The sequence below is a fragment of the Alteraurantiacibacter aestuarii genome (assembly GCF_039523595.1).
GTDB classification, from domain to species: domain Bacteria; phylum Pseudomonadota; class Alphaproteobacteria; order Sphingomonadales; family Sphingomonadaceae; genus Alteraurantiacibacter; species Alteraurantiacibacter aestuarii.
Genome location: NZ_BAAAFP010000002.1, coordinates 976,227 through 988,816 on the forward strand (window position 1 = coordinate 976,227; position 12,590 = coordinate 988,816).

Genomic DNA, 12,590 nt, shown 5'->3' on the forward strand with positions numbered 1-12,590 from the left:
TCGATGAAGAAAAAGTCTATCCACAGGATATAACGTCAGAGATTTGCAGCTGAATCGATTTTTATTTGTATTAGCATTTGGATGGAACGGAATTTGAACCAAGAAGCAGCAAGCACTCCGACTGGCAAGATAATATCGTCAGCAGCCGAGGATGCCTTGGAGGATATTGAAGACAAATCTTGCCGTCTGGTTTTAACCTCCCCCCCATACAATATCGGGAAGGAATACGAGCGGGACCATCGCCGCTCGATTGATGAATATATTGAGTGGTTGAAGCCAATAATTCAGCAAACAGCTAAAAAAGTTTCCGACAACGGATCGATCTGTTGGCAGACTGGGAATTATGTCGAAGGAGGAGAAGTTTTTCCATTAGACTATTTCTTTTATTCAATTTTTAAAGATCTCGGTTTTAAGTTAAAAAATAGGATTATTTGGCATTTCAATTTCGGGTTGAACGCAACCTCGCGATTTTCAGGCAGATATGAAACACTGCTTTGGTGGAGTAAGTCCGACGCGCCAGTTTTTAATTTAGACAAGGTGCGAGTTCGGCAGCTTTATCCAGGCAAGCGGCATCCTTCTACTAAGGGTGCGAAGGCGGGAAGGCTTAGTGGCAACTCAAAAGGGAAGAATCCATCAGATTTCTGGACCTTCGAGCCAGAGGTTGGTCTTAAGCTTCAGCCGATCTGGGATTTGCCAAATGTTAAAGCGAATCATCCCGAGAAAACGTTTCATCCGTGTCAATTCCCCGTCGAGCTGGCTGAAAGATGCATTTTAGCGTTAACTCAGCCTGGGGACACAGTCCTCGATCCGTTTGTAGGTGCTGGCACCAGCGCAGTCGCTGCAGTTATCAACGGGCGTAACGCAATCGGGATAGATCGGGATCCACGTTACGCAGAGCTCGCGCGGCAAAGAGTGGCTTTGGCTCTTGATGGCGACCTTTCTATTAGGGACTTCGGCAAGCCAACTGCCCACCCAAGGCCGGGCCAGCAAGTCGCAAAGGTTCCTGAAGAATGGCTGGAAGAGAATGAAGGGCTCTGGACAAATGCCGCGGAAAAAGAAGCCTAAGATATCCAAAGAGGAGCGGTTTCGCCGTAGACACTACACCTCGGGGCGCGCCGTCTTCAGAAATATCGGTTTTGAGAGGATTGGAAGCCTCTCTGATCGTGAGTTTACTTATGACGGGAGTACGGGCGACTTCGACGACATTTACGTCGGCGATAACGTCGTAATTTTGATTGAGCATACCATATCCGCAATGGGTAAGGTCGGTGATCATCTAAAAAAGAAACACATCCTATTTCAAAAAATAGCGTCGGATCCCCTGAAGTTCTTTGACTTTCTTGTCTCGAAGTCAAAGGAATTCGCGGATGCAGTCTCAACTTCATACCATCGAGACAATTTTATCATAAGGATCGTCTATAATACAGTAAATCCGCCAAGTTCTGTGACGAAGGCGAATGTTCCTGAGCCAATCTATATGGAATATCCCAACTTAAAGTATTTTGAGAAAATTACGGGCATAGCAAAACTATCAACAAAGAAAGAGGTACTCCAATTTTTAGGAATTGATCCTGATGATGTTGGTGTGAATGGCGCATTTCCCAAAAAAGGCGCTTCTGATCCGTATGATGGATCGATACTTCCGGAAGCATCGTCGGGTTTTCCTAAAGGCTTTAAGGTCGTCTCATTTTATGCTGATCCAGCTTCGCTTTTGGAGCGAGCCTATGTTGTTCGTCGCGACGGCTGGAGAGGCTCCTCAGAATCTTATCAACGTATGCTGCAAAAAGGTAAAGTCGAACAAATCCGCAAGAAATTGCGTACCGAGAAAACCGTTTTTATAAACAATCTGGTCGCGACCCTTCCGGATAATGTTCATCCAGTTGATGAACATGGCAAAACGGTAGATATTTCGAAGCTTACAAAAACATCTCCTGTAAAAATTGGACTTCCTCGCTCTCCGAATTCATTGGGAGTGATTGACGGTCAGCATAGGCTCTATTCCTACTATGTAGCAAAGGACGATGATCCGATAATTGCTGGATTGCGAAATAACCAAAACCTTCTCGTCACAGCAGTTATATTTCCGGGCAACCTATCGACTGCTGAACGCGAGCGTTTTGAGGCTGGCATGTTTCTCAACATTAACTCGAATCAAACCAACGCTCCGAAGGCTCTCCGGCAAGAAATTCAAACGATTTTGAAGCCCTTCGGCAACGAGGCGATAGCTAAAAAAGTTATGCAGCGTTTGGCAGATGAGGGGCCATTAGAAGGACATGTGGAGCGCTTTTTCTATGAGCAGGGTCTATTAAAGACTACTTCTATTGTAAGCTATGGCTTAGCCCCTCTCGTAAAGTTGAGCGGTACGGACAGCTTATTTGCGAAGCTAACATCTGAAACACAGGAGCGTTTGCTCGACCACGATGAGGCTGCGCTTGAGGACTATGTCGAGTTTTGCAAGTCAGCAATCAATGAAGTCTTGGCTGCATTCAAGAGTCAAATTGGAAACGCCCGTTGGGTTACAGATCGAAACGTGCCTGAGCGCGTTCTGACTGTCACATACATAAACAGCTTTCTTATATTGATGCGCATTCTTATTGAGAATGGGCAGTCGACAAGTGGTTCGGTGGTCAGAGCTAAACTCGGGGACATTGGGAAATTCAAATTCAAGGATTATCATTCTAGCCAATATAACCGCATGGCGCAGGACATTTTTGCTAGGTATTTTTAGTTTCCTACACCCTCGTAAATGTGCCTCACTCGTTGCCTCAAACCGCAATCCATGAGGCAAGCTAATGTATTTCCCAAAGTCCCCGGCCAGTGAGCCCGAAATGCGCGAGCATGTGTGTCGCTGGGTGGTTCAAGTCACTGCTGGTCGCATTGGCATCGGTCCCAGCACCACGTCCGAGCAGCTCGCTCGCCATCGGCGCAATGAAGAGGTGTTCCGGCCATGAGCAAACTCCCCACATCCGCCCCCAAACCCCGCCACAACCAGTGGACCCGCCAGAAGATGGTGCTGTTCCTGCGTGAGCTGGCGGCGACGCAATCGGTGTCTTGCGCGGCGCGGCATGTGGGGATGAGCCGGACTTCGGCTTACACCCTGCGCAATCGCCTGCGGAACACGCCGTTCGACCTGGGGTGGGAGGTGGCCTTGGAAATGGGCTTTCACCAGCTCGCCCATGCGGTGATGGACCGGGCGATCAACGGGATGGAGGAGCCGCGTTTCTATCACGGGGAGCTGGTGGGCACGGTGCGCAAGTTCGATAACCGGCTGGCCACGTGGGTGCTCTCCAACCCCTGGAGCGTGGGGCGATCGCAGGTGGCGCGCGAATATTCGTCCGCCGCGTTTGACCGGCTGCTGGAACGGATCGAAGTGGCCTCTCTGGACTGGGAAGCGGGCGAGGGGCTTCCGGGTACCTCCGTGGATCTGGGCGCCTCGCCGCAGGACACGCAGGCCGCCGAGGGGGCCTTCGTCAACAAATCCAGCTGGTACGCCGCCGATGCCGCAGGGGGCCGCAAGCGCGCCGCCAGTCGCTGAGGCGGGCGGAGTGGGCTGAGGTCGGGCCAGGGCGGGCCAGGTCGGGCCAGGGCGTGCCAAGGCAATGCACGCAGGATAATTTCCTACATTGCTAAGGATATTTCTTTCGCCTGTAGGATACGCTCCGCCCGGAAATCACCGCAAGACACTGAGATAACAGCAAAATCGGGAGAGGCGCGGAGTTGACACCGTGTCACTTGTGTAAACCCCGGCCGCTCCGGGCAAGGGGGCAAGCGGGGAGGGGCGTCAGCGCGGGAAGTGGCGCTCGACCATCTGCTTGGCGTCCTTCAGGCCCATGCCGCTGGCTTCGCGCACATGCCGGATCGCCTCGATCTTGTGGCCATTGGCCATCGCCTGCTGCACCTGCGGCAGGGTCATCAGCCGGTGCTCGTCGGCAGCGGAGTGGGTGGGGGCGGTGCGGCGCTGGCGCTCCAGCATGTCACCCCCGCCAGAGCGCATGGCTCTGGTGATCAGAAAGGCCACAAGCATGGCGTTGGCGATGATGATCCACAAGGGCACGAACATGGTGCGCCAATGCTACCGGGCACGGCGCGCCCGCGCAACCGATCAGCCGTTGAGCAGTTCCAGCTCCACCGTGGCATGGCCGGACTGGATCATGCCCAGCTGCTCTGCCGCGATGCGCGAGACATCGATCAGGCGGCCCGCCACGAACGGTCCGCGGTCGTTGATGCGCACCACGACCGATCGGCCATTATGCGGGTTGGTCACCCGCACGCGGCTGCCAAATGGCAGGCTGCGGTGTGCGGCGGTGAGGTCCTGCGGGTCGAACGCCTCTCCGCTGGCGGTGGGGCGACCGGCAAAGCGGCGGCCGTAATAGGATGCAACGCCGCGCCCCAGGCTCTGCGCCTCGCCTTCCACGGCCGGGTCGATGGCGGTGATGTCCACCGCATGGGGCGGCAGAACGGGATCGGCGGCGGCGCCGTCCAGATGGTCGAACGCCTGGTCGAAAGCAGGCTCGGCAGAAGGGGTGAAGACCGGCAGCGACGGGTTGCTGGTGAGCGCCGCGCTGGACGCCGTTGCAACCGAATCCGCGGTCTGCGCGTGGCCAGCGCCCACGGCCCCGCCAAGGGCCAGAAGGGCAGTGGCGGCAAAGGCCAGCTGCGTGCGCAGCGAGTGGGCTTTAGGGGCCGTCATGGGAGGTGCAGATACGCTGCGGGGTGGAAATGCGCCACCCGGCGGCGGGCGAGTGAACGCTGGAAAGGGGCATCCGGTCGCAAATTTGGGGAGAACCGTGCCCCGCCAGGAACGAATTGGCCCGCAGGCGAAGGAGAATCGATGAAGATGCGGCGGGCAGGAAAGGCGTCTGAAAAGAGAAATGGGGCCGGCATTGCTGCCGACCCCACTCTCACCGACGTGTGGATCCCGGAGGATACTTTACGCCTGACGTTATCACCTTCGGCAAGCCGATGGTTCTGTCGTCCGGCGCTCGCGCCGGTGCCGGATCTTGTCTTGGCCGGGTGTGATCTCGAAAGACCTGTCCCTTGCCTCGCTTCGATCCGAGACCGTATCGCGCGTCCTGCTGCCTCGAGCGGAACGGGGGTGCCAGGGGGCATCACCTTTCCATCGGCAACCAGATTTGCAGATCCGGCCTTTCCGTCGTTGATTTCCAGGTGGGATCAACAGTCCGATTGCGGCCTCCCTTGCGGGTGATCCGGTCCTCTTTCCTACTCCACGCTGGCTACCAGCGCCGCGTCGATCGTGGCTGGTTTCTCCGCTTCGGATCGGCAGGCGATCCTGGGTGGAAATCCGTTTCCGCTTTCGATGACCTGAAGATGCGCAGGGGAGGCGAGTCGGGCAAGACCGGGGCAGCCGACTTATCCACTTTTTGTGATTTTGCCGGTGGACAAGGGTGGAAAACTCAACAGCTCGCCGCACCGGGTGAAATCATTGCGCCGTTAGCCGCGCCGGTCCCTCTGGCCAAGCAGGCGCAGCCGCAGGGCGTTGAGCTTGATGAAGCCGGCGGCGTCCTTCTGGTCATAGGCACCCGCATCGTCCTCAAACGTCACATGCGCTTCGGAATAGAGGCTGGCGGGGCTCTTGCGGCCAACCACCATGGCATTGCCCTTGTACAGCTTGAGCCGGACAGTGCCCTCAACCTTCTGCTGGCTGAGGTCGATCGCAGCCTGCAGCATCTCCCGCTCCGGGCTGAACCAGAAGCCGTTGTAGATCAGCTCCGCATAGCGCGGCATCAGCTCGTCCTTGAGGTGGGCGGCACCGCGATCCAGCGTGATCTGTTCGATCCCCCGGTGCGCGCGGGCGTAAATCTCGCCGCCGGGCGTCTCATACATGCCGCGGCTCTTCATGCCGACGAAGCGGTTTTCGACCAGGTCGAGCCGGCCGATGCCGTGCTTGCGGCCAAGGTCATTGAGGGCGGTGAGCAGGGTGGCGGGGCTCATGGCCTCGCCATTGAGCGACACGCCGTCGCCCTTTTCGAAGCCGATCTCGATATATTCGGGCTGGTCGGGCGCGTCTTCCGGATTGACCGTGCGCGAATAGACATAGTCCGGCGTTTCCTGCCACGGGTCTTCCAGCACCTTGCCTTCGGACGAAGTGTGCAGGAGGTTGGCATCGGTGGAGAACGGGCTTTCGCCGCGCTTGTCCTTGGGCACGGAAATCTGGTGCGCCTCGGCCCAGGCGATCAGCGCGGTGCGGCTGGTCAGTTCCCATTCGCGCCAGGGGGCGATCACCTTGATGTCCGGGTCGAGCGCATAGGCGGAGAGTTCGAACCGTACCTGGTCATTGCCCTTGCCGGTGGCCCCATGGGCAATGGCATCGGCGCCAGTCTCATGCGCGATCTCCACCAGTCGCTTGGAAATCAGCGGGCGGGCAATGCTGGTGCCCAGCAGGTAATCGCCTTCATAGCGGGCATTGGCGCGCATCATCGGGAACACGAAATCGCGCACGAACTCCTCGCGCACGTCTTCGATGTAGATGTGCTTGTCAGGAATACCCATCGCGCGCGCCTTGATCCGCGCAGGCTCGATCTCCTCACCCTGGCCAAGATCGGCGGTAAAGGTGACGACTTCATAGCCACGCTCGGTTTCGAGCCATTTGGCGATCACGCTGGTATCGAGGCCGCCGGAATAGGCGAGGACTACACGCTTGATATCGGACATTGGTTGCTCCGCAATTCGGGTCGCGGCGCGCCTATCAGGCGGCGCGGCTTGTCGCAACGCAGATCACCAATCAGATGGTCAATCAATCTCGCGGGCGTGCAGTTGCGGGTTGTTGCGGGTGATGTAATTGAGCCAGGCCTTCGGGCGGCGGAGGAAGTCTTCGGGCACATCGACCTGCAGGCCGACAAGCTGGGCCATGCGGGCAACGAAGTGGATGCAATTGCGCTCGTCCAGATCGTAATATCGCCCCGGATGGTTGCGCCAGCGCTCCACCTCGGCCCGCAGTTCACGGTATTTCGTATCGGATACGGTGATGGTGAAGTGGCGGTTGGTGTCCGCGATCGTGCGCTGTTCCTCCACGATGATCTCATGTTCAGCCGGGCCGCTGGTTATCGCCTGCGTGGTATATTTGGCAGAGAAGCCGAAATTCTCATTCACCATCTGGCCGGTGTCATCCAGCACGCCCTGGAACACCACGAAGGTGTGCGGATAGCGGCCCCACAGGACCGATCCGTTGAAGCTGTGAAAGGACACTTGCACAGCGGCCTGCGCGGGCACGCTGGCCATGAGACTGATGCCAAGCACCAGCACCAGCGCGCCAAGCCATCGGGTTATCGATTTGATTCGCAGGTGAGCCATGTTCATGGTCCTATTGAGCATTGTTGTGGGGTCCCTCGTCAAGCATCTTTGCTGCATCGCCGCAATCTAGCGAACGAAGCAGGCCCGGAAGGTAAAGCGCAAGCGCACCGGCACGAAAGAAATAGCTCGCTGAAAAGGCGATCCATACGCCCAGATTTTCTTGCGGCCTCATTACCAGGTCCAGCGCCAGATAGAGCAGCGTTGCCAATACGCCGGCATTGCGCAGCGCGCGGCCACGCGTGGCGCCGATGAAGATGCCGTCGAGCAGCCAGCTGGGCATGCCGATCAGCGGCACCAGCGCAGCGAAGGGCATGAAGCGCATCGCCTCTGCCCGGACCAGCGGATCGGTGGTGATGAAGCCGATCACCGCCGGACCGCCAATCAGGAACACCGCACTCAGCACCAGCGCCGCGGCCAGGGAAAACTCGCCCGCCAGCCTGACCGCGCGCAGGAAAGTGGCCTTGGACCGCGCGCCGATGGCATTGCCCACGCGGCTCTCCGCCGTGAAGGCAAAGGCATCGAGCACGAAGGCGGCCATGTTGATGAATTGCAGCAGCACATGGTTGGCCGCCAACTGCACCGTGCCCAGCCGCGCCCCGGCATTGGCGTACCAGGTGAACATGAACAGCAGCGCGAGCGTGCGGATCATGATGTCCCGGTTGACTGCGAACAGCCGTTTCAAGGCTGCAGGATCGATGATGGCGCTGCGCGGCATGCGGCGGATGATGGCGGCAAAGGACCCGCCCGCAACGCGGCCTGCCAGCACAAGGCCCACTGCCAGCGCGGTCCATTCTGCCAGCGCGGTGCCGATGCCCACGCCAGCCGCGCCCATGTCATATCCCCACACCAGCACCAGATCGGCGATGACGTTGACGATGTTCATGACGATTTGCAGCACCAGCGCGGACCGCGTGCGACCAAGGCCCAGCAGCCAGCCATTGATGGCAAAGACGCACAGGGCAGCGGGCGCGCCAAAGAAGCGGGCGGAGACATACTGGCTGGCCTCAGCCGTCACATCCTCGCCCCCGGCCAGCAGTGAGAAGGCAAGGCTGCCCAGCGGCCATTGCAGCGCCAGCAGGGCAAGGCCAATGCCAAAGCCGATCAGCAGCGCCCGCAGCAGCAGCGCCTCCACCTCCTGCCGGTCATTCGCTCCATCCGCCTGGGCGGTCAGGCCGGTCATGCCCATGCGCAGAAAGCCAAAGCTCCAGAATATCAGGCCGATCACCGTCGCGCCCAGTGCCACGCCGGCCAGCGCGGCAGCATCGCCCGTGCGCCCGATAACGGTGGCATCCACCACGCCCACCAGCGGGATCGAGGCCTGCCCCAGCATGATGGGCCAGGCCTGCGCGAAAATGCTCGCGCGGGTCAGCGGTGTGGATTGGGAATGGGCGGTCTGGGCCATGCGGCGGGCCTCAGCTGTTCAGCAGGCGCTTCTCTGCCTCTTCGATATAGCTGCGCGTCAGCGGCAGGGCGTGGCGATCGCGCACATACTGAATCTGGTAATTGCACATCGATCCATGCTCGAACGCGGTGGCCGCGCCCGCCAGATAGAAGGTCCACAGGCGATAGAAGCGCGCATCCATCAGCGCCTCTATCTCGGTCTGCTTGTCCACGCAGCGCACATACCATTCACGAATGGTGCGCGCATAATGCAGCCGCAGCGTCTCCACATCGCTGGCGATCAGGCGCACTTTCTCGCTCGCCGCCACGGTCTCGCTCAGCGCGGGGATATAGCCGCCGGGGAAGATCCATTTGTCGGTAAAGGCATCGGTGCGTCCGGGCGTTCCCATGCGGCCGATCGTGTGCATCAGGAAGGCGCCGTCCGGGCTGAGCATGTTGGCGCAGGCGCGAAAATACGTCTCGAACTGCGGCACACCGACGTGTTCGAACATGCCGACAGAAACGATCCGGTCGAATGTGGCCCCGCGCGCGGCAAGATCGCGGTAATCGACCAGCTCGAAGGTGACGCGGTCGGCCACGCCGGCGGCCTCTGCGCGCTTGCGGGCCAGTGCGAGCTGTTCCTCGCTCAGCGTGATGCCCAGCACGGTCACATCGGCGCGGCTGGCAAGGAAGATCGCCATGCCGCCCCAGCCGCAGCCAATATCCAGCACCGTGTTGCCGGGCTGCAGTTTCAGCTTGGCGGCGATATGCGCCAGCTTGGCTTCCTGCGCCTGCGCCAGTGTTTCGGTCTCATCCGTCCAATAGGCACAGCTGTACTGCATATGCTCCGGGTCGAGCATCAGCTGGTACAGATCATTGCCGATATCATAGTGATGGGCGACGTTGCTCTTGCTGCTGCCCGGCTTGTTGACGCTGCGCAGGGCAGAGCTGATCCGGCCCTTTATGCGCCGCGGCAGGGAGGGCGGGGCGAGGCGGATATTGTCTTCCCAGCGATTGTTGGCCCGCATCAGCGACACCAGACCCATCACATCGCCATGTTCGATCACGATGCGCCCGTCCATGAAGGCCTCCCCCACACCAAGGCGGGGGTCGAGCAAGATGTCGCGCGCCACCTTCTTGTCGACAAAGCGCACGCCAATATCGGGGAAGCCCTGCGTCGGCGTTCCAAATGTGCGGGTAACGCCGCTGGCATGGGTGACACGCAGGCTGCCCTTGCGGACGAGCTTGCCGAGCAATCGATCGATCAGTTTTTCAGAAGCAGACATATCATGCGCCCTAGCGCGCTATTCGCCGGGCGCAATGCGCAGCACGGCATTCTCATTGCCATCGGTGAGAACATAGATCAGCCCGTCGGGGCCTTGCACCACGTCTCGAATGCGCTGGTGCAGCTGGGTCAGCAGGCGCTCGCGGCGCAGCTCGCCGAACTGGTCGTTGAAGACAATCCGCTCCAGCCCGCCGGTAAAGTTGATCTCTCCGCGCCGGGCGCTGCCGATGAACAGGTTGCCCTGCCACGCCGGAAATGCCGCGCCTGTATAGAACAGCAGGCCGGAGGGCGCGATGGACGGCTGCCACAGCAACAGCGGATCGGTAATGCCCTCTCCCTGCATGGGGACACCCATCGGCGTGCCATCGTAATTGCGCCCGAAGGTATAGGCGGGCCAGCCATAATTGCCGCCCGCACGGATCAGATTGACCTCATCGCCGCCATTGGGGCCATGCTCGGCAGTGAACACATCGCCATTTGCCGGGTGAATGGTCAGGCCGTGCTGGTCCCGGTGGCCAAGCGAGTAGATGGCGGGATGCGCGCCTGCCTGCCCCACAAAGGGATTGTCCGCCGGGATCGAGCCATAGGTGTTGATCCGCAGCACCTTGCCATGCGGGCTGGCCATGTCCTGTCCGGAGGCACCAAAGGGCGCCCCGGTGGCAATCCAGATGATCCCATCGGCGGTGACCTGCAGCCGCGATCCGCCCGCATAACCGGGTTCCTCCATGGCGAAGACGGTCGTCACGCCGGACAGGCCATCAGCCGTAAGCCTGCCGCGCATGATCGCAAGGCGGCCCTGCTGGGGCGGTTCTTCCGGGTTCTCGGCATTGGGAACGGGAATATTCCACGTCCAGTAGATCAGGCCGTTGCTGGCAAAACCGGGATCGACGGCGAGATCGTGCAGGCCGAAATTGCCCTGCGATGTGCCCGGCTGCGGCATTCCGGCAATCGGCGCGGTGTCCATCACCGCGCCCGGTGTGATCGCCGCGCGGATGATCCTGAGATTGCCTGCGCGCTCCGCCACCAGCAGATCGCCATTGGGCAGGAATTCCATCGCGAACGGGCGCCCGAAATCCTTCGCCACCACGGATACGGCGATGCCGTGCACTTCGGCGGTGTCAAAGTGATAAGGCTCTGCCGCCAGCGTGACCGGAGAAATGCCCACGGGCGGGGGCTGCTGGGCCAGCGCGGCAGCAGGGCTGAGCAGAGCAAGCGCAACCAGAGCAGATCGTCGTTTCATCGCGCTTGTTCCCTACTTTTGGCCTACTCCGCCGCTTCCTACTCCGCCGCTTCCTTCAGTGCCGGATCGAGATGCCACACGGGCGGCTCTTCCAGTGCGCGCAGGCGGGCGCTTTCCTCATAGACATAGTCGCCTGTCATCGGGATTGCGGCGCGGTCCTTCACATACTGGATCTGCCAGTTGACCAGCGTGCCGTTGCGGAAGCTCTGTTCGGCCCCGGCGAGGTAGAACAGCCACATCTTGTAGAACTTCTCGTCATACATCTCGGTAATTTCTTCCCGGTGCATGACGGTGCGCTTGTACCATTCCTCCAGCGTGTGGCTGTAGTGGAAGCGCATCGCCTCCACGTCCATGATCTGCCAGCCGGCCTTCTCGCTCTCCGTCACCAATTCGGACAGGGCGGGGATATAGCCGCCGGGGAAGATGTACTTGCGCGTCCACGCATCGGTAAAGCCGGGAGGGCCCGCGCGGCCGCAGCAATGGCTGAACATCACCCCGTCATGGACCAGCAGCTGATGCGTCTTCTTCATGAACTGCGGGTAGTGCGGCGTGCCGACATGCTCCAGCAGGCCGACAGAGCTGATGCGATCGAACTCGCCCTCGACATCGCGGTAATCCATCAGCGCGAACTTGACCTTGTCATCCACGCCCAGCGCCTTCGCGCGTTCCTTGCAGAAGGCGATCTGGTCAGGCGCAAGGGCAACGCCCAGCACTTCGCAGCCGTAATGCTTGTGCAGGTACAGCGCCAGGCCGCCCCAGCCGCAGCCGACATCCAGAACGCGCAAGGGGCGATCCATCTCTCGCGCCTTCTGCATATACATCTTGGCGGCGATGTGGGCTTTCTTGTCCAGCTGGGCCTTTTCCAGGCTGTCATTCAGGTCGCGGTGATAGCCCATGGTGTACTGCCGGTCCTCATCCAGGAACAGCTCATACAGGCGGCGCGTCAGATTATAGGTGTGCTCGGCATTCTTGCGTGCCTTGCTTTTCAGATTGATGCTGTCGGCCTTGGCGGCGGCCTTCTGCGCCATCCGCTTCAGCGGTCCCTGCGGTTGCAGGGCGCGGTCGCCATGCGCCTTTGACTGGGCGGTGACGAACAGGATCATGTCGCGAATGTCATGCGGCGGATCGACGTGCAGCCAGCCCCACATGAAAGCCTCGCCAGCGCCAACCTGCGGATAGCGGGCAATATGACCCGAAGCCTTCTTGTTGGTCAGGCGCACATGAATCGGATCGCCATCGCCGCCGGGACCATATTCATAGGTCTTGCCATCATAGTCGGTGATTATCAGCTGTCCGCTACGGATCAGCTTGTTCAGCATTTTGTCGAGCAGCCACATGAGCGGCACGTCTCCCCCAGTTGGAATGTCAGTACGC

General features: G+C 59.7%; 11 protein-coding genes. 3 read left to right on the top strand and 8 right to left on the bottom strand.

The genetic code is table 11. The features are described 5' to 3' along the window. The first annotated feature begins 81 nt into the window (after nucleotides 1-81). The 3 genes from ABDZ98_RS08320 to ABDZ98_RS08330 all read left to right on the top strand — a co-directional run bounded on the left by ABDZ98_RS08320 (nucleotide 82) and on the right by ABDZ98_RS08330 (nucleotide 3,535). Complete coding sequence (locus tag ABDZ98_RS08320; protein ID WP_160589728.1) at nucleotides 82-1,065, top strand: DNA-methyltransferase; 984 nt, start codon at nucleotides 82-84, stop codon at nucleotides 1,063-1,065. Then, nucleotides 1,025-2,728: a DGQHR domain-containing protein gene (locus tag ABDZ98_RS08325; RefSeq protein ID WP_160589727.1), complete on the top strand. Its 1,704-nt coding sequence runs from the start codon at nucleotides 1,025-1,027 to the stop codon at nucleotides 2,726-2,728. Before ABDZ98_RS08320 ends, ABDZ98_RS08325 begins: the two co-directional genes overlap by 41 nt. Before the next feature lie 219 nt (nucleotides 2,729-2,947). Beyond that, the gene (locus tag ABDZ98_RS08330; RefSeq protein ID WP_160589726.1) at nucleotides 2,948-3,535 is read left to right on the top strand and encodes a hypothetical protein; all 588 of its coding nucleotides are present in this window, start codon (nucleotides 2,948-2,950) and stop codon (nucleotides 3,533-3,535) included. Nucleotides 3,536-3,781: 246 nt separating this feature from the next. On the opposite strand, the gene ABDZ98_RS08335 is transcribed toward ABDZ98_RS08330, so the two are convergent. The 8 genes from ABDZ98_RS08335 to ABDZ98_RS08370 all read right to left on the bottom strand — a co-directional run bounded on the left by ABDZ98_RS08335 (nucleotide 3,782) and on the right by ABDZ98_RS08370 (nucleotide 12,553). After that, complete coding sequence (locus ABDZ98_RS08335) at nucleotides 3,782-4,060, bottom strand: ribosomal protein L7/L12 (protein ID WP_160589725.1); 279 nt, start codon at nucleotides 4,058-4,060, stop codon at nucleotides 3,782-3,784. Between the two features lie 42 nt (nucleotides 4,061-4,102). Then, complete coding sequence (locus tag ABDZ98_RS08340) at nucleotides 4,103-4,690, bottom strand: septal ring lytic transglycosylase RlpA family protein (protein WP_160589724.1); 588 nt, start codon at nucleotides 4,688-4,690, stop codon at nucleotides 4,103-4,105. Nucleotides 4,691-5,451: 761 nt separating this feature from the next. Further along, nucleotides 5,452-6,672 (bottom strand): argininosuccinate synthase, encoded by a 1,221-nt coding sequence (locus tag ABDZ98_RS08345; RefSeq protein WP_160589723.1) that lies wholly within the window; start codon nucleotides 6,670-6,672, stop codon nucleotides 5,452-5,454. 78 nt (nucleotides 6,673-6,750) lie between these two features. Continuing rightward, a complete protein-coding gene (locus ABDZ98_RS08350) occupies nucleotides 6,751-7,311 on the bottom strand; it encodes a hypothetical protein (protein WP_237437363.1) in 561 nt (186 codons plus the stop codon). 10 nt (nucleotides 7,312-7,321) lie between these two features. Continuing rightward, entirely contained in the window at nucleotides 7,322-8,713 is a 1,392-nt protein-coding gene (locus ABDZ98_RS08355) for an MATE family efflux transporter (RefSeq protein WP_237437362.1), read from the bottom strand. A gap of 10 nt (nucleotides 8,714-8,723) precedes the next feature. Next, complete coding sequence (locus ABDZ98_RS08360) at nucleotides 8,724-9,977, bottom strand: SAM-dependent methyltransferase (protein WP_160589722.1); 1,254 nt, start codon at nucleotides 9,975-9,977, stop codon at nucleotides 8,724-8,726. Between the two features lie 18 nt (nucleotides 9,978-9,995). After that, a complete protein-coding gene (locus ABDZ98_RS08365) occupies nucleotides 9,996-11,216 on the bottom strand; it encodes a PQQ-dependent sugar dehydrogenase (protein ID WP_160589721.1) in 1,221 nt (406 codons plus the stop codon). A 38-nt stretch (nucleotides 11,217-11,254) separates the two neighbouring features. Then, nucleotides 11,255-12,553 carry an SAM-dependent methyltransferase gene (locus tag ABDZ98_RS08370; RefSeq protein WP_160589720.1) on the bottom strand — a complete coding sequence of 433 codons (1,299 nt, stop codon included), beginning with the start codon at nucleotides 12,551-12,553 and terminating at the stop codon, nucleotides 11,255-11,257. Nucleotides 12,554-12,590 lie beyond the last annotated feature (37 nt).